Origin of the sequence: Candidatus Kuenenia stuttgartiensis (assembly GCF_900232105.1) — a bacterium.
Lineage (GTDB): Bacteria > Planctomycetota > Brocadiia > Brocadiales > Brocadiaceae > Kuenenia > Kuenenia stuttgartiensis_A.
Genome location: NZ_LT934425.1, coordinates 1,953,354 through 1,978,388 on the forward strand (window position 1 = coordinate 1,953,354; position 25,035 = coordinate 1,978,388).

A 25,035-nucleotide genomic window follows, 5' to 3' on the forward strand; every position below is an offset into this window, starting at 1 on the left:
TTATTTCACAAATATCGACCACAAGATACCGGCGGCAATCGCCGACCCAAGCACACCTGCAACATTTGGCGCCATTGCGTGCATAAGGAGGAAATTATGCGGGTCCTCCTTCTGCCCTACCATCTGCACCACGCGTGCTGAGTCAGGCACAGCGGATACGCCCGCTGCCCCAATGAGAGGGTTTATCTTATCCTTTAGAAAAAGATTCATGCATTTTGCAAAAACCACGCCGCCTGCCGTTGCTATACCAAAAGAAATGGCGCCCAATGCAAAAACGAGAAGGGATTGCGATGTTAAAAAGGTTTGTGCCTGCGCGCTTGCGCCCACTGAAAATCCGAGAATAATCGTCACAGTATCGATCATGGCGTTGCGTGCAGTGTTCGCCAATCGCTCTGTTACACAACTTTCCTTCAAAAGGTTGCCAAGGCAAAGCATGCCAATAAGCACTATTGAACCTGGCGCAATCAAAGCGGAAATCAGAAACACGGCAACGGGGAAAATAATTTTTTCCCTCTGTGATACATGCCGCGGTTCTTTCATACGAATGAGCCTCTCTTTTTTCGTGGTGAGCAATCTCATTATCGGAGGCTGAATAACCGGAACCAGTGCCATATAGGAATAGGCGGCAATCGCAATGGATCCCAACAAATGCGGCGCCAGCTTTGACGATAAAAATATTGCCGTAGGGCCATCCGCTCCGCCAATAATGCCAATAGCGCCCGACTCTGAGGGGCTAAACCCTAAATAGAGCGCGCCTATGAGGGTAAGAAAAATGCCTATCTGTGCCGCCGCCCCAAGCAACACAAGCTTTGGATTCGACAACATGGCGGAAAAATCAGTCATAGCACCGATCCCAAGGAAAATAAGCGGCGGATATATTCCTTTGCTTACCCCAAGGTAAAGAAAACTCAGAACACTCCCTTCCTGATATACGTTGAGCGCCATGCTGTCTATGGAGGGAATATTTCCCACTATCGCCCCAAATCCTATCGGCAAAAGCAGTAATGGCTCATAATCTTTAATAATTGCCAGACTTACAAAAAAAATCCCGACAATGATCATGAGGGCATTGCCCCACGTCATCATTGCAAATCCTGTTGTCTTAAGAAATTCGAAGAGAATCTCCATTAAGCCCTCCCAAAAAAAGACCGGAGATAACACATTTTACTAAAATGATTCTTTGCCAACCATACTGCCGCCCGCTTCACTATGCAGGGCAAAGCCGATTGCCGCAAGCGCCTCGTCTTCAGGCGCTGAGTAAAATGCCGGTATATGATGCGAAGTTTCTTCCGCAGGAAGTATGCTGGCAAATATTCTTAAAAAAATGGGAAGGAGATAAATAAAAAAACTGGTTATCGCGAGTGCGGCAAACACAATCAGCATACCGCTGATTGTGATCATAATTCCTTGTCCGTTGACTATATTTTGAACCCCTGAATTCATAGTTGTTTTCCCCGTTCTTATTTTTAAGATATGTTATGGGTTGACTTTAAAATTTTAATATCCTATATTTTTTTTTAGTAAGATGCAATTATTTTTTAAGGTTTCCCTGTCAGTATCCGTCAAATCTTCTGTTACAAAGTTCCTTTTAACACTATGGTTGCTTTTATTCCTGGTTCTACTCACAAAAATCATATCGCTTATGATATTAATTGGTTACGCTTTCGATACGGGTATCTTTGGCGATACCTTTTTGGGGTTTAACAGATGATTTATCTATTTTCTGTTTAAAGTGGGATGTTTCGGTTTTAGTTTATGGTAAAGCATTATGTTGTTTTTACGTTTGGCGAATCGGAAAAATGGTAGAAATGTGTTATTCAGCAAGGTATAATTTTTTTGCTTATCGCCTGCATAACAAATTCATTTATATACTGTTACCTTTCATGATAAAATATTGCGTTTACGGGATATCCATAATTATTGTACTCTTTTCTTTAACGGGTCGTAGTTAACGTAATTGCATTGGAAGCTCTTGCTTCCCTTTCGCAAGAATTATTCGGGTCAAAATAGGCCTTTGAATATCCTGGATAACCCGGTTTCATTCTTTTTTCCATTCGAAGCCAGAGCTTGGGAACGAGGACGATAGTGTTACACGTTTAAAAATGTTTCCTTAGCAGGTATTCATGGGTAAAAGCCTTTTTATGTAAGTTTTTTACACACACTGGACAAGGGTTTTTATGAAAAATGTACTTGGTGTTTTAGGGAAAAAGCTGCTTCTGTATTTTGTAAGCATATCCCTTATTCCCGCAACACTGTTGTGTTGCATTCACTATCTGCATAACAAAAAACTACTGGAGACAGAGTTATTTAATGAAATGTCGCTGGTGGGCGCATCTCTGTCGGAACACATCAATGCCTTTTTAGTTTACGGCGAGAATTCGGCAAAACACTATGCCTCCGATGGTTTTATCAGAGAACATCTCGAAAGCATTAACGATGATACGGAAAATACTGTGGCTATCCAGGCGCTGAACAAATATCTGCAATACAAGACCAGCCTCGAACCAAGATTTCGTGAGACCTTTACGACAAATACAAAGGGCATAGCAGTGGCGTCCAGCAATGCGCAGCGTGTTGGTATGGATATGTCGCAAGACCTTTCTGCCTTAAAAACAAAAGGCGGGACGTTCGTAAAGGATGTTTATCCGTGCGACATTACAGGGGAATACTGTTTAACCTTTTGCTCTTCCGTTATAAATAAGGATACAAACGAATTTTTAGGCATGATCGGGATACGCATACTTGCCGCTGAACTGGAAAGTATCACTGTGGGCGCAAAACAAGAGGCATCTGCCTTATTACTTCCTGCGCATACGCCGACGATGTATAGTGAGGGAAAAACAAACATAGTGACGGAAGAACCTTGTTTTAACGCGCAAGATGCTGATACTTCATATAAAAGAAATCATACGATAAGACCTCCTTTTGAATTAACCACACTGACACGCCGAGGCGAAACAAGCGAGGCATATCTTGTCAATAAACAAAGGCTAATGCTAACCTCCTCCCGGTTCATAGATAATGTCCTGTTGAGACAGGCGGTGGACACCTTGCCCGTCAATGTTTTAATAAGCGAAGGCAGGGAGATGGCAGGCATCTATAATGATTACATGGGAACGCCTGTCATCGGCGTTTCAAAATATATAAAACCCATGGGCTGGATATTGCTTGTGGAAGCGGATATCGCAGAGGCGTTTAAGCCTGTATACAGGGCAAGAAACTACTCTATCGTTATTATAGTGACCAGCGTGTTTGTTATTTCCGTCGTAGCATTTTTCATATCCGGCAGGATTGTCAATCCCTTAAAATCATTGATGACAGCAATGGGCAAGGTATCAAAAGGCGATATAGGGCATCACATACGCGTTACGTCAAAGGATGAGCTCGGAGAACTCGCGAAGGGATTTAATCGTATGACGACAGATTTGATAAAGGCGCGGGATGAATTGCGAGATCTTTTTGATGCGGCTAACGATCCCATGGTCACATTGAAAGAGGGCAATATGGTCAACAATATGAATAGCAGGGTCTCTGAGTTATTTGGCTACACGCAAAAAGATTTGCTCTCTAAGAAAATCGTCAGTATCATCAGAAAGGAAGATGTTCCCATAGTTGAAGAGTCACTTGATAACGCATGGCGGTTAAAACCAGGAGAAAAATATCCTATGTTTGAGGTGGGCGTTATGAAAAAGGACGGGAATGTGCTGGTTTGCGAACTGGATTTAAACCGGACACAGTTTGGAATACAACCCCATTTCAGGAACATAACAAAGAGAAAATTGCTGGAGCAAAGAATACTGGAAGAAAAACAAAAACTTGAAGCATCAAACACCCGCCTTCAATCCCTGCTGGCAGAACTGGAACGGACACAGATGCAGTTGCTGCAATCCGAAAAAATGGCTTCCCTTGGTCAATTGGCGGCAGGCATTGCCCATGAAATAAACAATCCGGTCGGCTATATCTCCAGCAATCTGGAATGGATGCATAATAAATTTGCCGTCATCAAGGCGATGCTGGAGGAGTTGAAGATAGAATCAAAGCCACAAAGCCGCCCATGGGATAATAGGAAAAACATTGCCTCTCACATGGAGAAAAGCATAAACGAATCCATGGAGGGTACAAGGAGGATTCAGAGCATTGTTAACTCACTCCGTATTTTCTCTCACAGGTCAGAAGATAAACCGGAACCGGCTGATATTAATGCGGAGATAGAAAGCGCCCTGAATATCATCCGGAACGAGATTAAGTACAAAGCCACATTGATTAAGTCTTACGGAAATATCCCCCCGATACCTTGCAACCGGCGCCAATTAGGGCAGGTCTTTATGAATATCATCCTGAATGCGGCACAGGCTTTGAAGGAAATGGGGGAGATAAGAATAGCAACGTATAGAAAAGACTATTTTATCTTTATTGTGATTAGCGATAACGGCCCTGGCATACCGGAGCAAGATCTTCCAAAAATATTTGAACCCTTTTTTACCACCAAAGAACCAGGCATGGGAACGGGACTGGGGCTTTCCATTGCTTACAACATAATAGCGAGCCACAATGGCACAATAGAGGTTGACAGCAAAGTAAATACAGGAACAACATTTACGATAAAGCTGCCTGTTACCATATAATACAGTCGGCAGTCTGCAATCTACAGTCGGCAAATTGCAGACTGCGGATTGTAAAATTTTTTTCTGAGGGACGCAAATGAAGCAAAAGACAATACTTATTGTTGATGATGAAAAAAACATCCTTGCGACATTAAAAAGAATCCTGGAAGAAGAGAAGGAAGGTTACAGGGTATTTTTCGCAGATAGCGGAATAAAGGGACTGGAAATTCTTAAGTGTGAAAATATACATCTGATAATCACCAATTACAGGATGCCAGGCATGGACGGCTTACAGGTTCTGAAAAGGGCTACGATGCTTTCGCCGGATGCGGTTAAGTTTATGTTAACCGGATATGCTGACCTGGATGTTGTTATGAAAGCAAAAAACGAGGGTGGTGTATACCGGTTCTTCACAAAACCATGGAGCAATAACGAAATATTAGGTGCCGTAAAACAGGCTTTTTGTAATTTTGACACATGCAATAACCTGGAATTTGGTACGGACAATAACCTGGCATTTGGTACGGAATAAAAGTAACTATTCAGCGTAAACGATACACGGCTCGTTCCCAAACTCCAGTTTGGGAATGCATTTGTTCGAGAAACTCCGGTTTCTCGCCTGTTTGCTGATAGATAGGGAATAAAATCACAGGGTTAAGACAGTTTGTAATTTGTCAAGTCTGACACGCACTGGAAACAAAGTTTCCAGTGCAATTGTGTTCCCAAACTGTGGTTTGGTAACGAGTTGCGCTCTGATCTCCGGTAGTTTAATAAATTACGCTGAATAGTTACGAATAAAAAATGAAAGAGTCCTGCTCTTTATTTACAAGTCTGAATGAAAACGCCATTCCCGTGTAAGGAGGAATGGCCAATGAGGGGTGCCCTAAGATGAAACAAAACACAATACTTATTGTAGACGACGAAGAAAATATACTTAATTCTTTAGGCAGGTTGCTGGATGATCTGGGCTGCACGGTTTTTTTTGCATATGACGGCAAGAAGGGTTTGGAGATAATAAAGGATAAAGATATTCACCTGGTGATATCCGATTACAGGATGCCCGGCATGGATGGCATAAAATTTCTTGATGAGGTCAAAAAGATTTCGCCGGGAACTATCCGGCTCATGCTGACAGGATACGCCGATATTGATCTGGCAATAAAGGCAATAAACGAAGGCGAGGTTTACCGGTTTATTACAAAACCATGGAACAATATCGAACTTTTGGTCACAGTAAATCAGGGCCTGGAATATTTCAACATGCAAAGAGAACTGTGCCGGTTGAACAAACTCATACAGTCTCAAAATGAAGCGCTTAAAGAATGGAACTCAAAACTCGAACAAAAGGTGTCGGAACAAACAAAATATATACAGGATTTCTTTCTGGAGTCCATTAAGTCCCTTGTAGTTGCGCTGGAAGTAAAGGATAAATATACAGAAGGACATTCAAGGCGCGTCTCTGAATATGCCACATACATTTGCCGGAAGATGTCACTGCCGGAAGCATTTATAGAGGACGTAAAACTGGGGAGTTTATTGCATGATATCGGGAAAATAGGCATCAAAGAATCTATCTTAGGCAAAAACACCGGTTTGACGAAAGAAGAATACGAGCATATTAAAACCCACCCATCCATCGGAGAGCGTATCTTAACACCCATTATCAAAAACAGTACTGTCATTAATATTATCAGATATCACCATGAGCATTTAGACGGCAATGGCTACCCTGATGGACTGAAAGGTGCCGTAATCCCTCTGGAAGCCAGGATAGTCGCTGTTGCGGATGCACATGATGCATTACTGTCAGAACGTCCTTATCGTAAAGCCAGAGACCCATTAAGCGCCAAGAAAGAATTGGTAAAATGTGCCGATATACAGTTTGATTCAAAGGTAGTTGAAATTCTCACATCAAACGAACACAATGTGACGGACAGCCCGTTCAGGTGAATCATTTTTTTAAAAACCCTTATAAAAGACCGATCTATTACCCTACGCTTCTCATACTTTTATAAATGAACATTCTCATATCCATAGACCATACAGTTAAAAAGTTTCTCCTTTCAATGGGACAGGTAACGTTGCTGGCCTTCAAAGGGTTTTGGGGCATTTTTTTGCCGCCTTTTAATCCGAAGCTGCTACTGAAGGAAATTGACAATTTCGGCGCCGGTTCATTTCTGCTTGTGAATATCATTGCCTTGTTTACCGGCATGGTCATGTCGCTCCAGACAATTTACGGATTGCGCATGTATGGGGCAGAGATGTATGTGGGAAGCGTTGTTTCCCTTTCCATTGTGAGGGAACTAGGTCCGGTTCTCACCTCTATTATGGTGGGAGCACGTATCGGCTCAGGCATTGCGGCAGAAATCGGCTCGATGCAGGTAACAGAGCAAATTGACGCCATGCGGGCTTTAGGAGCAAGCCCCATCAAAAAACTGGTATCTCCAAAAATATTCGCCGGATTGATTACGCTGCCCCTCCTTACGGTCACAGCGGATTTCATTGGTATTTTTGGCGGACTCATAATTGCAACCTTTGAATTGGATATAGACCATATTTTCTATATTAATTCTATTTTAACCACCATTACCATTTCTGATTTCATTAGCGGCATTGGCAAAACAGTCTTTTTTGGACTGCTTATTGCCGTTATCGGCTGTTATTTCGGGCTTAAAACATCAGGGGGTACCACCGGCGTGGGGCGTTCCACCACTATTTCTGTGGTAACAATCTCGATTTCCATCCTAATTGCAGATTTCTTCCTCACAAAATTGTTTCTTATGATCTTCTGATGAAAAAACCCATAATTGAAATTAAACATGTCTATAAATCATTTAACAATCATCCGGTTCTGAATGATATAAATCTTTCCGTACAGGAAGGGGAAATCATATCGCTCCTTGGCGCAAGCGGAACGGGGAAAAGTGTTCTTTTGAAAGGACTTATCGGCTTAATAAAGCCGGATAAGGGCGATATCTTTGTTATGGGTAAAAATGTTGCACAAATGAATGAAGATGCATTAATTAAATTACGGGTTCATGTGGGAATGCTGTTTCAGGGTGCAGCATTGTTTGACTCATTAACCGTATTTGAAAATATTGCCTATCCGCTACGGGAACACCTTAGTCTTTCAGAAGTAGAAATAAGGTCACGCGTTTCAGAAAAATTACAACTGGTAGGCCTTAAAGGCATTGAGGCAAAAATGCCGGATGAATTGAGCGGAGGCATGAAAAAGAGGGTAGGCCTGGCAAGGGCTATCGCCACTGACCCGGATATTATTTTATATGATGAGCCCACTACAGGTTTAGACCCCATTAATGCGCAGCGCATTAATGATCTCATTATGGAATTACAGAAAAAACTTGGCATTACCACTATCGTTGTAACCCATGATCTCCATTGTGTGAAAACGATATCAGACCGCATCGCAATGCTTCATGAGGGAAAAATCATTTTTGTTGGAACATGGCAGGAAATAACATCCTGCCCATTAAATGAAGTAAAGGACTTTATCAGCGGCAATATCTGTTTGTAAAAGTGTTACAAAAGGAGAAAGTATGCGTAAAGAACACGTTGCAGAATTACGGGCGGGAATTTTTACTATTATTACGTTGATATGTCTTAGCATAGCGCTGTTTATTCTTGGTTCACAAAAAGGATATTTCAGACCCCATGTTACACTGAAGGCACGGTTCCTCCATGTCTATGGACTGCAAAAGGGCGTTCCGGTGCGTTTTATGGGGGTAACGGTAGGCCAGGTTAGAAACATCATACTCCCGGAGGAGTCGCCATGCAATGAGATTGAAGTAGTGATGCAAGTAGATAAAGCCGTCCAGAAAAATATCCTGACAGATTCCGTTGCCACCATAAAATGGCTCAGTTATGTTACAGGTGATTCATACGTGGAAATCTCTTCGAAAGACTGTACCGGACATATTATAAAGGATGGAGATACCATTAAGGGCGCTGAACCAATGGACTATACCTCCGCCATTGAAAATGGAACCATTGCTATAAAATCTATCGCTCGGTTCTTTAACAAACTGGATGAAGGAAAATTCGCGGAAACCTTAATCAGCGTATCGCTGTCGTTGAATGAAAGCATTACCCAATTCAGGGAGAGTACAGGGCTTTTAAATGCATTAATTTATGACGTACGTGGAAGGCTCCTCATGGATAATTTAATTACCGCCTCTGACTCGTTTAATGAAATTATTGCAAAAGTAGCGGAGGGCGAGGGCACACTTGGGGCATTAATTGCAGACCCGGAATTGTACGACAATATGAAAAGTCTTTTGGGAGGTGCAGAAAGAAGCCGTATCCTGCGAAATGTCATCCGGAAGAGTATTGAAAAGGGGAAAACAAATACCACTCAATAACAATTTTTGATGTACGATTTTTAAATCGTACATCTAATGCCGTAAATGTTCATGCTGGAAATAAAAATACAGAATACGAAACAAATCCGAATAATAAAACATAAAATTCAAAACAAATCTAAAACACACTTATCTGCGTGCGATCAAGCACAGGCAGGCAACAACGACACCCTACTTGCGTTTCCGATGATACCATTCGGTATGTTCATGCTGCTTCAGATATGCTCCCTTGGCGCCCAACTGCGGCAGCCGATTAATCATATCCAGCACAAGGTGAAATCTTTCGAGATCATTTAAAACAATCATGTCCATGCATGTTTTTATTGTTGGTACGGTGGTACGTCAACCGATGCACCAGCCAGGGTAGCCGTTTCTCAAGGAACTTTAAATGATCGGGGTACTCTGAATCCACCAGCAGTGGGATCTGGTGGGATCGAAAGGTGCCCTCAATTTGAAGTCCATCGACGACTTTAGGGCCAGTCCAGCCTTTGGGTGAATTGAGGACGATCATTGGCCATCGTGGACGAGTAGTGTCGTTCTTCTTCCGTGCATTATCTTGGATTTGCCGAATACTTTCGATGACCTGTTCCAAAGTACTGGCCATGAGTTGGTGCATCTCTTCCGGCTCATCACCTTCCACAAAGTAAGGTGTCCATCCGCAGCCTCTCAAAAATTGCTCTAATTCCTCTGGCTCTATGCGGGCAAGTACGGTTGGGTTAGCTATTTTATAGCCGTTAAGATGCAGGATCGGTAGTACTACTCCATCGTTGATCGGATTGAGAAATTTGTTGGAGTGCCATGCTGTTGACGGTCATCTCAATATCTTTCTTCGTCTATAGTTAAAGTTTACTTACGCGTTTGCTTCAACGGGAACGCTCGTTGACAGCCTATTCATCAACCCAATATCCCTGGCGATTGTAATATTGATGCAGTACTGTCTCATACTCTCGAGTCAGTAGAGACTCCTCTGTATATTCCGGTGACTGCTTGATGGTCTCACGAGAAAGATTGACAAATACTTTCGACTTATCCCAACTAATGCGCTCGATCCATTGCGGTGAAATCAGCACCTTTTTCCCAGACCACCATTTCTGTGTATCGATGATTAGATAACGAATAACCCACATCTCGTCATCGATAATAAAATCATTGACATAGCCAATCTCGTCGTCTGAAGCCTGGATGCGATAGCTGCTCACCTCGCGAGTGCTGCGCAAATGGGGATCCCACTCTTCCGTATCTTGATAAGAGTCCAGCATGTGTGGGCCGCCAAAATGCGGCGGAAATCCATAATATGCGCGGTAGGTTTCCTCGAATTGTCGCGAGACGGGCTTGTCACTGTTCAAGGATGGGCTGCCCTCGATCTGCTTTTTGGTTAAATCAATGGTGATGTATTGCTCTTTTTCATTCACGGCGCCAAACGCATACGGAGAAATTAACACCTCTCTGCCCGTAAGCCAGTTTCCCGTGTCGGCCACCAGATAGCGAATGACCCAGTACTGATCATCAAAGTAAAATTCTTCGACTTTCCCTATTTCCCCGTCAAGGCCGCGCAATGTATAACCTTTTAGTGTTTTACCTTTGTATAGCATAGTCGTATTCCTTTCGTACTTTAAGTTTCGTTTTATTCGCTGTTGCCACCCGGCTGACAGCGTATTTGAGAAATCGGTTTCACTGCGATCTGCACTGGCGACAACACTCCTATTGCACCGGTGGCGGCGGCTCCGCTATGGTGGGCGGGCACACCGAAAACGGATCGAGACGAGAGATTTATTTCGCCGCATAGTCCGAATTCCTTTTTTCATTGGAGCCAATCTATCAGGAAACCTGATGCTGGCCTGGCATCATAGGATTCAGGAATGAGACTACCTTTCTGGTTTCCTGCTGAGTCGCTGAAGGTTAAATTCGTACCTGGTAAACCGATACGGTCAATGTTTCCATGAAAACTTCGTTCCAGCGATTCACCTGTCTGATACAATGCAAACTTGATGCTCGATGAGCCACCATTGATCGTCAGCACGCCAGCGTGAATCCGATTTGCGGATAAACAGGTTTGTCATTCTGCAACCTCCAATCCAAACGAAGCCAGCTTCGCGCATGTAGAACTGTAATCCGTATGAAGAACACTTCGAATCCCCAAACTTTCTGCAACCTCGACGAACATGGGGGTGTTTTCGATATAGACTACCTGCCGGGCTGGCGTCTGGGCAATATCCAGCGCAAGCCGAAAGATGTCAGTGTCTGGCTTACGGACATGGACGAAGCAGGAGGAAATAAAAAAATCCACGAACCCATCAAGCTTGAACGTTCGAATTCGGTACACATTCAGTTCCCGTGCTTCGTTGCTGACAACGACAATCTTCAATCCACATCGTGCCTTAAGCCGGCGGACCAAGTCAATCATTTTGGGATACGGCTTCGACTGGGCGAACATGAATTTCCGAAACTGCGCCGGAGTAAACGGCCGCTCCTTGTAAAACACCACCCGATCTAGATATTCTTCCAGCGTGAGCTTTCCCTCCTCGTAGGTTTCGACAGTTAGATGATGTCGGTCATTCATCTCGGCCAACTCCAGCTTGAAATTTATCGCCGCCCGTTTACGAGCATGATGGTCCCATCCGTTAGTGAGCAAAACGCCGCCAATATCCAGGAACAATGTTGTAATTGAACTGCCCTTTTTCATTTAGTCTCTCTCAGGTTGATTCTTATTCAGCCTGCGAAAAAATTACCACCGTGTATGGCCCTATACTGATTTTGCCGGAGCAAGGCAGCCCCTCGATTATTTCCTCCTGAGCCTCGACATCAGGGGTTGGATAATTTGTAAAATTAGGGCCGTAGTTATATGCGTCACTGTTAAATCGAGTCTTCCACAATCCGGCACGCGGAAAACCTATGACATAACACTCGCGGTTTTGATTCGCCATATTCACTACCACAACAACAACGTTATCTGTTGGATATTGTTTGTCCCAGTGATGGAAAGCGATGGTCTTTATCCTGGAACCAGCGATCTTCCCGCAACTCCAGCGCTTCAAAAATCATCGGGATACCTGCCAAAGTAAGAACACGTGCACTTCCTAACGTAGAGCGTTTCTTGGAAAACCAGCTATCCACCTTACCTGGCCATATCGCCCTTATAGTTGGACAATATTTTGCCGGACATTTCTTGCCGTAACAGTAATTATATAATAGTGACTACAAAAACGGCAATAAATATAAAAGAGAAAGGAAAAGGAACCAGGTTAGGAGAGTTAGGAAGAATAGAAATAATTAGTGGTGGAGCGCTGGCGGCGGGAGAAGGTAGAGTAGTTGCTGGCACGGCGGCTATCATCACTGTGGGAGCCGTGACTGGTTATCATTAGAATTTGTTTCGGGTTTCGTGTTTTGTACTTCGGATTTCACCGTTAAAGGTACTACTTGCTGCAATGCCAATTGCTTTAACGTTTTGTAATCAACCTTTCCTGTGGAAAGCAAGGGAATGGCATCTATGTGGAGATAGTGATCTGGCTGTGAAAGCTTTATAATGCCATGTTTATCAAGTGCAGCGTTCAACGAAAGTTTATCAGGGTTTGGGTGGACAACGAATGCCACGATCTGTTCGCCCTTTTGTGCATGCGGGATGTTTACTACGGCGCAGTTTCTTTTTTCTCCCTCTGTTATTTCATCCAAAATGCAGGATAATTTATCCTCAATGGAGGAAAGGGACACCATTTCTCCGCCAATCTTGGCGAATCTTTTCAGACGATCGGTAATGTATAAAAAGCCGTTGTCAAATTTCCCGATGTCGCCTGTTATGTAATATCCTTCGTGAAAGGCACATTCCGTCAGTTCCGGGGAGTTATAATACCCTTCCATGAAATTAGGACCCTGCACAAGAATTAAGCCTTCCTCTCCCTGGGGTACTTCACAATACGTTTCAACATCTACAATTTTACAATTAATATTTGGCAAGAGTTTTCCCACGCTTCCATGCCGGAAATCATACGCCTTATTCGCGCTGATGCAGGCGCAGCTCTCCGTAGTGCCATACGCTTCATATATAGGGATACCAAACTTTTCCTGAAATTTTTCCCTTACTGCACTGTTTAATTTTTCCGCTCCGGCATACGCCAGACGTATAGTGGAGGTCTGTTCTTTGTGCCATTTTTTCACAAAACCACGATACAGAGTGCTCGTACCCAGCACGATAGTAACCTTTTTATCATGTACGATCCTCCCCAGCTTTTCATATTCCGTAGGGTTTGGATGGAATACCACGCCAAGTCCCTTTAATAATGGCAACCATAAACATACGACAAAGCCAAATACATGAAAAAAAGGCATAGCACCTAAAAAGACATCTTCGGGAATAGGATCAAATATGGTAGAAATGTTTTGTATGGTTGTATAGACATTTTGGTTTGTCAGTGGCACGCCTTTCGGATGGGATTCTGACCCGGAGGTAAAAAGTATAACCGCATTTTTCTTCGGTAGATCGCAAGCTGAAAATTCCTGAATAAGAGAATCTTTCGATCTGAATTTACATGCAAGGTACGTCAGTATTTTTTTTTTCTTTGAAATGTTGTTTTTTATGTCCTCGATAAAAATCATTCTTTTGTCGAAAGGTATGCCCGCTTTTTCAATAAAAACCTTCGAGGTCAGTATAGAGCGTACGTCGCACATTTTTAAAACGTAATCCTGCTCTTCTTTGCTCGCAACGAAATTCAATCCTACAGGGACCTTTCCGGCAAAGGCTGTCGCTATATTTGCCAATGCGCCTCCGATTGAAGGGGGGAATACAACGGCAATATTTTCACCTTCCATGTCGCGAATATATTTTGACAAAAGAATGCCGCCTGTAAGGGTCTGCCCGAAGGTAAGTGATATCCCAAACGAATCAAAGAAAACAGTTTTATTAAAATTATTTTTTGCTGTGGTTATAAAACTTTTTAAAATCATTAATATTCCTTTTAGATTTACGATTTTGGATTTACGAAGCACGATTTAAAATAGTACTTCGTACTCCATTCTCGTTTCCAGGTCGGAACCTGGGAACGAGAGGAAAGTTTTGTTCATATTTTAATGTTTCTATAATTGGAGTCAATTATTTAATCAGTTTATACTCAATAGTCTTACAATTGTAACGAAGCAATCGCTTCTTCCTGCAAATCTGGGATTCCTAAGCTTATATAGCCAGAACCAAACAGGCACAAAGCACGAAATACTAAACAAATTCTAATCACCGAAGGCCTAACTAGATAGATTACGCTGAATAGTTATAAATATTTTGCCAAAAAGCGCAAAGAAATTACCGATGAGGTACTAAACATTAAATATATTGTATCTGTTTTTCGTTGTTTATTCTAAATACTTGATTTATATTTTCAACATATGAATACCACAAAATGGTTTGCAAAAGACTTTATTATACAGAACACACTGTCCGCAATAAAAGACGCTATTTCCAATGCAGGGGGTAATGAGGTCTTTTTAATCGGGAAGCCTGATGAGAATTATATGATAGCCGATATAGAAGTGTATGCTATGGGAAATAAAAATGCTGTGCCTGCCATTCTTCGTGAGGTAAAGCATGGAGAGGTTATTATCCACAATCACCCTAACGGAAACCTTACCCCTTCTGAAGAGGATATTGAAGTTGCTTCCGAAATGGGTTCCCTCGGCGCAGGATTTTACATTATCAATAATGAGGTAGAATACTTATACCCTGTGGTGAAAATTGCGAAAGAACATCCTTATGAAAAACTGGATTGTGTGATGTTGTCGAATTTATTACGCCCGGGCGGAATATTGTCTGTTACTATCCCTGGCTACGAATACAGGGAATCGCAGGTAGATATGCTTACATCGGTATCAGATGCCTTCAATAATGACACAGTTGCAACAATTGAAGCAGGCACCGGAACGGGAAAATCACTGGCATACCTCCTTCCTGCAATATTCTGGACCGTGAAAAATAAGGAAAGAGTGGTTATATCCACAAATACAATAAACCTGCAGGAACAGTTGATGTACAAGGATATCCCTACACTAAAGATAGAAAATATTCCCAACTTTAAAAGCGTCCTTGTTAAGGGAAGAAATAATTATATTTGTTTAAGGAAAGCACAGAACTTGCAGTTTGAAGGCGATATGCTTATTGAGGAAAGGGAAAAAAAACAATTAATACATATACTGTCATGGGCGGAAAAAACAAGGGATGGAAGCAAAGCAGACCTGAACCTTCTTGTTAATGATAATGTCTGGGAAATGGTTCAGTCTGAAGCAGACCAATGTACACGGTTAAAGTGTAATTTTTATAATAAATGTTTTTTTTATTCTGCAAGGCGGAATGCGTCAAGCGCAGATATCCTTGTGATAAATCACCATCTTTTGATGGCTGATTTGGTCTTAAGGAAAGAAACCAGAGGTTATGATTCAACTGCGATACTGCCACCATTTAAGAGGATTATAATAGATGAAGCGCATAATCTGGAGTCGGTCGCAACATCTAATATAGGCTTGTCTTTCTCCAGAATGCGGATTTTAAAACCTTTGGGTAAGCTTGTTAATCAAAAGGATAACAAAAAGGGGCTTTTGCCATTTCTTAAAAATAAAATTAAAGATGTTGATTTTCAATGTAACAAGGATATTACGGTAGATATTACAGAAGGAATTTATCCTCAATTACTCGACATGCGGATAGAAATTTACGCATGTGTTACCAATACTTTTTCTGATATTTTTGAGTCTGTAAACAGCTATATTAATAATAAATTTTTAGAAAACGGAACAGAACTCAAACTAAGAATAACTGACGAACTGCTCTCTACACCGTTGTGGTCAGATAGTATTGAAAAAAAAATACGGCATCTTTGCACGGAAATACATAACTTCGTAATTTTATTAAATAAGTTAATTGCTGCCATTGAAAGACTTGATAAAGAGTCCCGGGATATATTGTCGTCTCTGTTCATAGACATAACATCATGTAAAACTCGTCTTAATACTGCAAAAAATGATCTCTTTTCTTTTATACGTTCTGAAGAAAATCTATGCAGATGGATTGAATTAAGAAGTTACAACGATAATTTCTTTATAAAATTCTGCAATGCACCAATAGATATTTCAAATGCCTTAAAGGCATACCTGTTTGATAATTACCGGACAATTATATTAACCTCTGCAACATTAACCATAGATAACACATTCACTTTTTACCAAAAAAATACGGGACTTCATTTACTTCCGGAAAAAAGGATTACGGAACTGATTCTTAGCTCTCCCTTTGATTATAAATCTCAATCTATGATATGTATACCAACAGACATCTCTGACCCTGATGACTCATATTATAAAAAAGATTTAGTAGAAAATTTAAGCAAACTGATCGCCATCACTGATGGACGTTCACTTGTATTATTTACATCATACCGGCTCCTTAATGATATATTTGATATGCTGAAACCGTATTTTACCGGGCAAGGCTATACCTGTTTAAAGCAGGGAGAAGACAACAGACACAACTTACTGGAAACATTTAAAAATGACAAAACATCAATATTATTCGCCACCGATAGTTTTTGGGAAGGCATTGATGTAAAAGGGGATGCGCTGGAGTGTGTTATTATTACCCGTCTGCCTTTTAAAGTACCAAATGAACCAATTATTGAAGCAAGGACAGAGGCTATTGAGATGAAAGGGGGCAACTCATTTTATGATTATTCCCTGCCAGTTGCTGTGTTAAAATTAAAACAAGGATTTGGAAGACTGATAAGAAGCAAGGAAGACAGAGGCGTGGTATTTATATTTGATAGACGTATCGCTACAAAAAGTTATGGTAAAGTATTTATTAAATCACTCCCGAAGGCAAAATGCATAAAGAAAAACACGGAACACGTGTTTAAAGAGTTGGAGAATTTTTTTAAGAGGAGGTAAATATTATGAAAATCTTTTTGACGGGCAGCACTGGTTTTGTCGGAAAACAGTTATTAAACAAACTCATTGAAAATAAATATAAAGTAAAATGCCTGGTAAGAAAAGGCTCTGAACATAAATTGGGACAATATATCAACCAGATAGAAGTTGTAAACGGAGATATTACAGATCCGCCTTGTCTTAAAAACGCTATAGCTGATTGTGAAGCAGTAATTAATATTGTTGGTATTATCAGGGAAATACCGGGAAAAGGGGTTACTTTTGAAAAACTTCACTATGAAGGTACGCACAACCTCATAAGAGAAGCGAAAAAACAAGGTGTTGACAGATTTATACAAATGAGCGCTTTAGGGGCAAAGCAGGAAGGAAAGACGCTGTATCAACAAACAAAATTCCTGGCGGAAGAGTGTATAAGGAAAAGCGGGCTTAATTATACTATTTTCCGTCCATCTATCATATTTGGTAAGGAAGATAAGTTCGTTAACACATTTGCAGGTATGCTAAAAATTCAGCAGTTTATCCCCGTAATCGGAGATGGTAAATATAAACTGCAACCGGTAGCCGTTGAAAATGTCGTTGCCGCGTTTGTTGACTCGATAGAAAGAAGAGACACGTTTGGAAAATCGTATGAAGTAGGAGGACCAGAAAAAATTGAATTTAATGACATTATTAATATTATCGGAAAGGTACTTTGTTTACCTCCCTATAAAATTCATATTCCAGTCTGGATTATGAACACTTTGGCTGAAATGTTTGATTGGATACCTGCCTTTCCCGTAACAAAAGATCAAATAACAATGTTGCTGGAAGGAAATACCTGCGATGAAAAACCCTTTTTAGACCATTTTAAAATAAACCCTATATATTTTAAGGAAGGTATTTCAAGATACCTTTTCTGAACTGGCATAGCCAAGCCATAACCAAACAAGAAATGCGAAAGGGGAACTACATATTGCACAGATTTAAAAAAAGGCACTAATTAAAATGAGATTTAAAAAAAATAAAGTGTTATCAAAAACTCTAATTTATGGTGTAAATTTATTGTTTATTAATATGTAGATAATTTACACCCAAACGATATCTTTTTATTTTTAAGTTTAATATATAATTTTTATATGTAGGTAAAACACAGGTATTTTACAATAAAAAAAAGGATATAAGTCTTTATTTTATAAATGTTTATTGAAAAATAACACATATTTTAACAATCAACATAATAAGATTACGGTTTATTTTAAATAGATAATTATATAATAAATACCATAAGAATAATTGTTTTTAAAAAGATGGGGACAGAACCTTAGACGGGTAAAAAGAGGTTTAAAATATAGATTTTAACGTTAAAATTCCAAAGAGTGATAATTAACCCTGTCATGGTTGTTTCAACATCGCATGGAGGTTTGAGATGGAGTGTTTTTATATTGGTTTAAATATTTCAATTTTGCCTATTTAAAGCAAATGATCTCTTATAAGTAGCAGGTATTGCATCACTACAAGCGCGATACCCTGCATCTCCAGAGTCTTTTTTCTATCCCGTGAATTTTTCAAAAAGCTAAAATGTTACCAATCATTGGATTTCACCGACACCGTTCATTTTAACCCACCTGAATGAAGAATCACATAAAAAGATAACGTTGAATAAATAGCTAATTACAAATATAATAAATTCCGTCTTAAATTTATCTGGAGTTTTACTCTTTTAAAAGAGAAGGGGTGTTTGTGTGAATTTTCTTCGTTTTTTCAAATCAACCGCAACGTATTATTTGCCGGCAATACTTTTAGCCGGTGCTTTTCAATATTCTTTAGTTTATGCATCCTCCGTAAAAGACCAAATGCCTTACCGGAGTAACATGGCCCACGAACAATATTTACAAGGTGTAGAATATGCAAAATACGGACTACATAATGAAGCAATTGAATTATTCAGGAAATCACTCGCGACAGACCCGGATAATATTGATACCTGTATTAGTCTTGGCGAAGTGTATGCAGATAAAAGAATGGATAGTGAGGCAATAGAGCTATTTCAAAAAGTCCTGAAAATAAACCCCAATCAACCACAAGCATATTTTAAAATTGGTACCGTATATTTTGATATGGAAGAATATGAACCTGCCATTGAATATCTTAAGAAAACGATTGAAATGAATCCTGATTATAAGGTTGCATATTCTTTGTTGGGTATTTCATACGCGAAAAGCGGCAAATATGACGAAGCAGTTAAGGTGCTTAAAAAACGCATTGAACTGGACCCCAATCTGGCGATAACCTATTCTAATCTGGGACTGGTCTATACAATGAAAGGATCAAATAAGGAAGCATTGGTGGAATATAATAAGGCTTTGGGAATTAATCCTTATCATGAAGAAACATTATTTAATATTGCCTTTCTGTATGAAAACATGGGGCAGATTGATGAAGCGCTCGCATATTATAACAAAACCGTTGAATGCAACTCCGGTAATGCAAAGGCACAATACAATTTAGGGTTAAATTATCTAAAGAAAAAACAATATGACGAGGCAATTAATGCCTTTGAAATTTCACTTATGGCAAATCCGGACAATATCGAAGCATATAATAATTTAGGCAATGTTTATGCGGCAAAAGGGATGGAAGAAAAAGCAAAAAATTATTTTTCTTTGTACAATAAACAATTAAAGCTGCAACAAAAGAAATAATTAAAGAAGGTATCGTTCCTAATAGATGTAGTGACGAAGCATTGACCGTTCGGGTATGAATTTATTTGTAACATTGCAACAAGTATTATTTTCATATAACATCCTTTTTTGTGCTTAGGGTGGAGCGGATAAACCCTGTTTTCCAGTGAGATTGCCCGGGCTTATCAATAGCATAGACAATCAGGCTTTGCCCTTGCGTCCATTGCAATAAATGTACAAATTCTTATTATTCATCTTTCGAAGACCTTATTTATCGGACAACAAGATATCCTGAGAAAGGAATTTTTTTATGAAGAAAAACTATCTGTTTACCCCAGGACCTACAATGGTACCGCCTGAGGTTTCGCTCGCTGAAGCGCAACCAATGATACACCACAGAACACCACAATTTTCCCAAATATTTTACGAATTGAGCGAGGATTTAAAGTATCTGTTTCAAACAAAAACAGGAGAGGTTTATACGTTAATGTCCTCCGGCACCGGCGCAATGGAGGCGTGCGTTGCCAACGTCCTGTCGAAAGGTGATAAAGCACTGGTAATTACCTCTGGCAAATTCGGAGAACGTTGGGTGGAGCTATGCAAGTGTTTCGGCATTGAAACAGAGGTCGTTAGTGTGGAGTATGGAAAAGGGGTAGAACCTTCCAGGGTGGAAGAAATTCTTAAGAAAAACAGTGAAATAAAGGTAGTTTTTGCAACACAAAGCGAAACATCGACAGGTGCGCTGCACGATATAAAGGCCATTTCACAGATTGTGAAAAAATACAGTGCACTGATAGTAGTGGACGCTATTACCGGCATCGGTGTTCATAAATTTCTTATGGACGAATGGAATGTTGATGTAGCGGTAACCGGTTCGCAGAAGGGGTGCATGTTGCCGCCTGGGCTGGCATTTGTTTGCGTAAACAGCGGGGCATGGGAGGCTGTTGAAAAAGGGGATTTACCCAGATATTACTGGGATTTTAGGAAGATGCGCAAAAATCTTAAAAACAAAACAACGCCATTTACCCCTGCAGTATCACTCGTTATGGCAATGAAGACTGCAATGGAGATGATTAAAAAAGAAGGCATTGAGAATGTGTGGGCAAGGCATGAACGTCTCGCAAATGCCACCAGGGAAGGTGTGAAGGCATTAGGATTGGAACTCTTTGCCGGGAATAGTTCAAGCAATGTTTTGACTGCCATAAAGGCGCCGGAAGGCGTCGATGTTGATAAAATTATTAAAAAATTAAGGGATGAAACAGGCGTTACTTTTACCGGAGGGCAGGACTCCTTAAAGGGAAAGATGATACGCATAGGCCACATGGGCTATGTTAACGATTTTGATATTATTCTGGCGATTTCTGCACTTGAGAAAGGCCTCCATGAAGCCGGCTATCCGGTTGAGTTAGGGAAAGGAATAACCAGAGTACAGTCATTATTGGTAAAGGGGAGATAAATAATAATAACTATATAATGTGTACCGCCGGCTACATACACATAAAAAGGAATAATAAATGCCAAAGGAGTTGTAGAGACAGGTTTAAAACCTGTCTCTACGGTTGTATATGAATGCAGTTATAACAATTTGCAGCAAATGCTTCGCCCCTACTTTACTTTAAATCGGGAACGCGCCCATTTCAGTTATATAATCGAAATTCATCTCCATTACCGCACCTGTTTCCAGCAGTAATGAACCGGATACATATCATTTATCAACGCAAGCGCCTCAACAATTGCGCCGGCTATACCCCAAAGCCCGAGCAGATATGCCACTACTTCCGCACGTGTTCAGTCCAATATTTTCTGCTCCGCTTCAGGAATCGGAATATTCCTGTCTTTCGCCAAAATCAACGCCTCTTTGTATTGCAACGGGAGATGGGCAATCCGCGCCAGTGTTCCCAGATCATAAAGCAGCTCTGCCACAGAGGTCTGGTCTATGATGTTTATGTAAGGAAGGACTATTTGGCAAGGATAACGAATAAAATCCCGTTTAATCTTTTCAAATCCAGAGACTTCTCCTCGATTGAAAGGCTCGGTATCACTCTTCCACGCTGACTTGTCCGGCAAGCCCTTATGATGCCCGTCAATTGCAATTGATGCCTCAATGATTCTACAAAGTAGTGCATAACCCGGCACCCCATGAAACATGAGGCACACTGCCGCGTTTCCCGCCGTTTGTGAGATAGTCCTGAAATGCCTGTTGATACTTGCCAAGGTCATGCAACAACGCTGCTATCTTGAAAATTTGTTTGTAGTTTTTGTGACATGCAAAGTATTCCGCAAACATTGCCGTTTGATGCAGATGTTTTGATAAGCTGTGTTTCTCTTTATTACTATTTTCTGAAGGTGCAAAATACTCAGGCATTATATTCCTTCAATACACAAACCTACCCAATAAGCCAAATCCCCGGCGCCAAATTCATGTAGTGCGACGAAGTTCGTCGCACTAAAAAGGACAATTTCAAGTTTCAAAAAACCAGATTTCCGCTAAAGAGCATTGTGGAGTCCGAAACAAATTCTAATGACAAAATATTATGATATGCTAAACAAACGCATCTTTCATCTTTTGTACCAGCCTGGTTCCGGCTTTTCCATGTTGGGAATTTAAGAGAAGGCATTGCCATTGCAGAGGGAAAATGATATGATTCCTTGGTCAAAAATCACAGAACGGCTGCCCTTAATAACCCCGAAACATTATTTTAGAGTAAAGACGCACGGCTGTACATCTTTGCATTCGTATTAAAACACACCCCTTATATCCCCTCTTTTTAGAGGGAACCTGGGGTATTTTATACATTACGGGTTCACAAATTGGCAACACTTTAGTTTTTTGAAAAATTCCAACAACAGCGATGTTTGCCGCATAGTATAGGGGCGAAGCATTTGTTGTAAATTATCATAAATGCATTCATACACAAACAAGCAAATGCTTCGCCCCTACGGTTTCAAAAAACTAAAGTGTTACCATTTTTTTGATTCGTTCGGGTTAGAAAGTTACCGGATACCTAAATTTGTCCTGAAAGGCCACAAAAATGAGAAAAATACCGAGAACAATGAGTACGCAGCATCCCGACAATGTAATAATGCCGTTTTTTACGGAGGGAGCCCCTTTTCATGGCGAAGATGAAATAAAAGAGGCATATTATGTGTTTTCTCATTTGCGATGTGATGAACAGATGTGGGATTGCGAAGGGAAGGAAGTGGATGAATTTGTCATCAAGAAGTTGCTCACGCGGTATGAAAATTTTTTCAAAAACAAGAGGATTGGCAAGGATCTGTTTATTACCTTGCGCGCGCCGAATCCGGCGTATGAGATGAGTGAGGCAAAAATACTTCTTGAAACCCTGGAAAGCGCCCCGCGTTCCTACGATACCGCCAGGATATTTTACGGAGATGGCGCGGTGCCGCCTATTTTTGAAGTTATTATTCCCATGACGACCAACGCTGATATCATAAACCGCGTATATCATTATTATCATGATTTTGTGGTGGGCAAACAGTATAAGAAATGTTTCAGCGGAGATATTACCATCAGGGAATGGATTGGCGAGTTTATGCCGGAGACTATAGAGGTTATTCCCCTGGTTGAAGATGTCCAATATATGCTTTCTGCCGATGCCATAGTACAGGATTATTTGAAAGATAAAAACTTTCCCTATCAGCGAGTTTTCCTCGGACGTTCTGATCCCGCGCTGAACTACGGTTTTCTGCCTGCCGTACTGGTGGTAAAAATCGCCTTGCAAAGATTAAACCTGTTGCAGGAAAAGCTTAAAATTCCGATATATCCCATTCTTGGCGTAGGCTCCAACCTTTTTCGGGGAAACATGACGCCGTTTAACGTGAAAGAATGCCTCAATGAATACCCGAGCGTTCAGACGTTTACCATACAATCTGCCTTTAAGTATGACTACGATGAGGAAGTAGTCAGAAAGGCTGTTGAAACAATCAATAATCAGGAAAGAAAGCCGCCGGTGGTAATTGACGAAGAAACCGCATTGGATATTACGAAAAGATTATCGTCCGCTTACCGGGAGCAAATCAAGGAGCTTGCACCTTTGATCGGTGATATAGCGCGGTTTGTTCCCAGGAGAAGGATGCGCAAGCTGCATATCGGGCTCTTTGGGTATTCAAGAAACGTGGAGGGGATTACCCTGCCAAGGGTAATATCTTTTTGCGCCGCCTTGTATTCGATTGGATTACCGCCTGAATTGTTAGGGCTGCACGCCCTCACCGGGAAAGACCTCTCATTTCTTAAAACAGCGTATCCCGGTTTCTTTGAAGATATTTCGATAGCTGCGTCCTACTACAATGAAGACGTTAAAAAACTAATATCTCCAAAAATTGCAAAGGATATTGAAAAAGCATTGGGCGTGACAAACTATGTAGAAAATCTCCTGCATAGCGAATATACCACCCAAATCATCAATGCCCTGCTTTCAAAAAAAGAGGAAACCGTTTCTGAAAACATTATTTCCGCTGGAAAGGTGAGGGGATTCCTTGGATAATATTAGTCGATGTTACGAATGCCTTTTGGCAAAAGAAATATTTACCGGGGAATATGCTACACAACATCGCACAGGTTTAATACGGACAACCGATCTATTCCACAGGCTAAATCCGCACGGCCTGTATATTAATTTACCTATTCACCGCCTGTAAAGCAATTTGAGTAAAATGCCAAATACGGCGCTTGACGGAAGGAGAGAAAATATGAACCGTTTGAACGTAGGCTGTATATATTCCTTAACTTTTCTGTTTTTTGTTTTACTGAATTTTTCCGGCTGTCAGACTACATATTATAAAACAATGGAAAGGGTTGGTTACCACAAAAGGGATATATTTACAAATCGGGTAAAAGATACAAGAAATATTCTTGAAGAGACAGAGGAACAATTCAAATCTGCACTGGTTGGATCCAGGTCGTTTGCTGATGCTGAAGGCAGCACGTATGAGCAAAAATATAATACGTTGAATAAAGAATATGAGAGATGCCGTGATAAATCATTGTTGCTAAGTTCACATATTAAATCGATAGAAAAAGTAGCAGAAGCTTTTTTCAATGAGTGGGAAATGGAGTTAGAGCATTATGTAAGTAATTCGCTCAGGCAAGATAGCCAGGAAAAATTAGCGCAGAAAAGAGGCCAATATGAGCATCTTATAAATTCCATGAAATATATTGAGAGAAAAATGGACCCGGTACTCATCAATTTCCGTGACCAGGTGCTGTATTTGAAACATAATCTTAATACACAGTCGATTGTTTCTTTGCAGGATGAGCTTGCCCTGTTTGAAGATGAAGTCCTATCCCTGATTAAAGAGATAGAAATTTCCATTGGAATTGCCGACTCATTCATCAATTCAATAGTGAAATAACGTGACGCTTTAGTTTTTGAAAAAGCAGGGGGCGAAGCATTTGCCCGTTTGGGTATGAACGAATTAAGACAATTTGTAGCAAATGCTTCGCCCCCCACTATGATT

General features: G+C 40.8%; 23 protein-coding genes and 1 pseudogene. 13 read left to right on the plus strand and 11 right to left on the minus strand.

Features of this window, described 5'->3' with window-relative positions:
• Together KSMBR1_RS08985 and KSMBR1_RS08990 are read right to left on the minus strand one after the other, a co-directional pair.
• Positions 1–1,128: a sodium ion-translocating decarboxylase subunit beta gene (locus tag KSMBR1_RS08985; protein ID WP_099325018.1), complete on the minus strand. Its 1,128-nt coding sequence runs from the start codon at positions 1,126–1,128 to the stop codon at positions 1–3.
• A gap of 39 nt (positions 1,129–1,167) precedes the next feature.
• Positions 1,168–1,443, minus strand: coding sequence for an OadG family protein (locus KSMBR1_RS08990; protein WP_099325019.1), 276 nt, complete (start codon positions 1,441–1,443; stop codon positions 1,168–1,170).
• Between the two features lie 734 nt (positions 1,444–2,177).
• Here KSMBR1_RS08990 and KSMBR1_RS08995 point away from each other — a divergent pair.
• The 6 genes from KSMBR1_RS08995 to KSMBR1_RS09020 all read left to right on the plus strand — a co-directional run bounded on the left by KSMBR1_RS08995 (position 2,178) and on the right by KSMBR1_RS09020 (position 8,983).
• Complete coding sequence (locus tag KSMBR1_RS08995; RefSeq protein ID WP_099325020.1) at positions 2,178–4,625, plus strand: ATP-binding protein; 2,448 nt, start codon at positions 2,178–2,180, stop codon at positions 4,623–4,625.
• A 76-nt stretch (positions 4,626–4,701) separates the two neighbouring features.
• A complete protein-coding gene (locus tag KSMBR1_RS09000) occupies positions 4,702–5,136 on the plus strand; it encodes a response regulator (RefSeq protein WP_099325021.1) in 435 nt (144 codons plus the stop codon).
• 356 nt (positions 5,137–5,492) lie between these two features.
• Positions 5,493–6,554 (plus strand): HD domain-containing phosphohydrolase, encoded by a 1,062-nt coding sequence (locus tag KSMBR1_RS09005; RefSeq protein WP_169703187.1) that lies wholly within the window; start codon positions 5,493–5,495, stop codon positions 6,552–6,554.
• 65 nt (positions 6,555–6,619) lie between these two features.
• Entirely contained in the window at positions 6,620–7,396 is a 777-nt protein-coding gene (locus KSMBR1_RS09010) for an MlaE family ABC transporter permease (RefSeq protein WP_099325023.1), read from the plus strand.
• On the plus strand, positions 7,396–8,139 hold the full coding sequence (locus KSMBR1_RS09015) for an ABC transporter ATP-binding protein (RefSeq protein ID WP_099325024.1): 744 nt from the start codon (positions 7,396–7,398) through the stop codon (positions 8,137–8,139). The genes KSMBR1_RS09010 and KSMBR1_RS09015 overlap by 1 nt, the downstream gene beginning before the upstream one ends.
• 22 nt (positions 8,140–8,161) lie before the next feature.
• Entirely contained in the window at positions 8,162–8,983 is an 822-nt protein-coding gene (locus KSMBR1_RS09020) for an MlaD family protein (protein ID WP_099325025.1), read from the plus strand.
• Positions 8,984–9,154: 171 nt separating this feature from the next.
• Here the strand turns inward: KSMBR1_RS09020 and KSMBR1_RS20945 are convergent, their stop codons facing one another.
• The 6 genes and pseudogenes from KSMBR1_RS20945 to KSMBR1_RS09045 all read right to left on the minus strand — a co-directional run bounded on the left by KSMBR1_RS20945 (position 9,155) and on the right by KSMBR1_RS09045 (position 12,018).
• Positions 9,155–9,289 carry a phosphoketolase family protein gene (locus KSMBR1_RS20945; RefSeq protein WP_157820498.1) on the minus strand — a complete coding sequence of 45 codons (135 nt, stop codon included), beginning with the start codon at positions 9,287–9,289 and terminating at the stop codon, positions 9,155–9,157.
• Positions 9,290–9,356: 67 nt separating this feature from the next.
• Positions 9,357–9,791: pseudogene (locus tag KSMBR1_RS09030) on the minus strand (phosphoketolase family protein); the annotation flags it as partial.
• A 79-nt stretch (positions 9,792–9,870) separates the two neighbouring features.
• Positions 9,871–10,575, minus strand: coding sequence for a PRC-barrel domain-containing protein (locus KSMBR1_RS09035; RefSeq protein WP_099325028.1), 705 nt, complete (start codon positions 10,573–10,575; stop codon positions 9,871–9,873).
• 209 nt (positions 10,576–10,784) lie between these two features.
• Positions 10,785–11,003: a hypothetical protein gene (locus KSMBR1_RS23365; protein WP_419469847.1), complete on the minus strand. Its 219-nt coding sequence runs from the start codon at positions 11,001–11,003 to the stop codon at positions 10,785–10,787.
• 36 nt (positions 11,004–11,039) lie between these two features.
• Entirely contained in the window at positions 11,040–11,666 is a 627-nt protein-coding gene (locus tag KSMBR1_RS09040; RefSeq protein WP_099325029.1) for an HAD family hydrolase, read from the minus strand.
• A 22-nt stretch (positions 11,667–11,688) separates the two neighbouring features.
• A complete protein-coding gene (locus KSMBR1_RS09045) occupies positions 11,689–12,018 on the minus strand; it encodes an alpha amylase C-terminal domain-containing protein (RefSeq protein WP_099325030.1) in 330 nt (109 codons plus the stop codon).
• A 117-nt stretch (positions 12,019–12,135) separates the two neighbouring features.
• On the opposite strand from KSMBR1_RS09045, the gene KSMBR1_RS20950 reads away from it, so the two are divergent.
• Positions 12,136–12,345 carry a hypothetical protein gene (locus KSMBR1_RS20950; RefSeq protein ID WP_157820499.1) on the plus strand — a complete coding sequence of 70 codons (210 nt, stop codon included), beginning with the start codon at positions 12,136–12,138 and terminating at the stop codon, positions 12,343–12,345.
• On the opposite strand, the gene KSMBR1_RS09050 is transcribed toward KSMBR1_RS20950, so the two are convergent.
• Positions 12,314–13,921, minus strand: a complete 1,608-nt coding sequence (locus tag KSMBR1_RS09050; protein WP_099325031.1) for an AMP-binding protein — start codon at positions 13,919–13,921, stop codon at positions 12,314–12,316. The two genes, KSMBR1_RS20950 and KSMBR1_RS09050, sit on opposite strands and share 32 nt — an antisense overlap.
• Before the next feature lie 432 nt (positions 13,922–14,353).
• Here KSMBR1_RS09050 and KSMBR1_RS09055 point away from each other — a divergent pair, with 432 nt between their 5' ends.
• The 4 genes from KSMBR1_RS09055 to KSMBR1_RS09070 all read left to right on the plus strand — a co-directional run bounded on the left by KSMBR1_RS09055 (position 14,354) and on the right by KSMBR1_RS09070 (position 21,013).
• Positions 14,354–16,897, plus strand: coding sequence for a helicase C-terminal domain-containing protein (locus KSMBR1_RS09055; RefSeq protein ID WP_099325032.1), 2,544 nt, complete (start codon positions 14,354–14,356; stop codon positions 16,895–16,897).
• 5 nt (positions 16,898–16,902) lie between these two features.
• Positions 16,903–17,796, plus strand: coding sequence for a complex I NDUFA9 subunit family protein (locus tag KSMBR1_RS09060; protein WP_099325033.1), 894 nt, complete (start codon positions 16,903–16,905; stop codon positions 17,794–17,796).
• 822 nt (positions 17,797–18,618) lie between these two features.
• Positions 18,619–19,578 carry a tetratricopeptide repeat protein gene (locus tag KSMBR1_RS09065; RefSeq protein ID WP_099325034.1) on the plus strand — a complete coding sequence of 320 codons (960 nt, stop codon included), beginning with the start codon at positions 18,619–18,621 and terminating at the stop codon, positions 19,576–19,578.
• A gap of 289 nt (positions 19,579–19,867) precedes the next feature.
• On the plus strand, positions 19,868–21,013 hold the full coding sequence (locus KSMBR1_RS09070; RefSeq protein ID WP_099325035.1) for a pyridoxal-phosphate-dependent aminotransferase family protein: 1,146 nt from the start codon (positions 19,868–19,870) through the stop codon (positions 21,011–21,013).
• Between the two features lie 332 nt (positions 21,014–21,345).
• Here KSMBR1_RS09070 and KSMBR1_RS21565 read toward each other — a convergent pair whose 3' ends face one another.
• Both KSMBR1_RS21565 and KSMBR1_RS23370 read right to left on the minus strand, forming a co-directional pair.
• Positions 21,346–21,777 carry a hypothetical protein gene (locus KSMBR1_RS21565; RefSeq protein ID WP_164994255.1) on the minus strand — a complete coding sequence of 144 codons (432 nt, stop codon included), beginning with the start codon at positions 21,775–21,777 and terminating at the stop codon, positions 21,346–21,348.
• Entirely contained in the window at positions 21,668–21,922 is a 255-nt protein-coding gene (locus KSMBR1_RS23370; protein WP_099325037.1) for a CRISPR-associated endonuclease Cas3'', read from the minus strand. Before KSMBR1_RS23370 ends, KSMBR1_RS21565 begins: the two co-directional genes overlap by 110 nt.
• 667 nt (positions 21,923–22,589) lie before the next feature.
• Between KSMBR1_RS23370 and ppcA the strand changes: the two genes are divergently transcribed.
• Both ppcA and KSMBR1_RS09095 read left to right on the plus strand, forming a co-directional pair.
• Complete coding sequence (gene ppcA / locus KSMBR1_RS09090; RefSeq protein WP_099325039.1) at positions 22,590–24,062, plus strand: phosphoenolpyruvate carboxylase; 1,473 nt, start codon at positions 22,590–22,592, stop codon at positions 24,060–24,062.
• Between the two features lie 205 nt (positions 24,063–24,267).
• Positions 24,268–24,930 (plus strand): DUF2959 family protein, encoded by a 663-nt coding sequence (locus KSMBR1_RS09095; RefSeq protein ID WP_157820501.1) that lies wholly within the window; start codon positions 24,268–24,270, stop codon positions 24,928–24,930.
• Positions 24,931–25,035 lie beyond the last annotated feature (105 nt).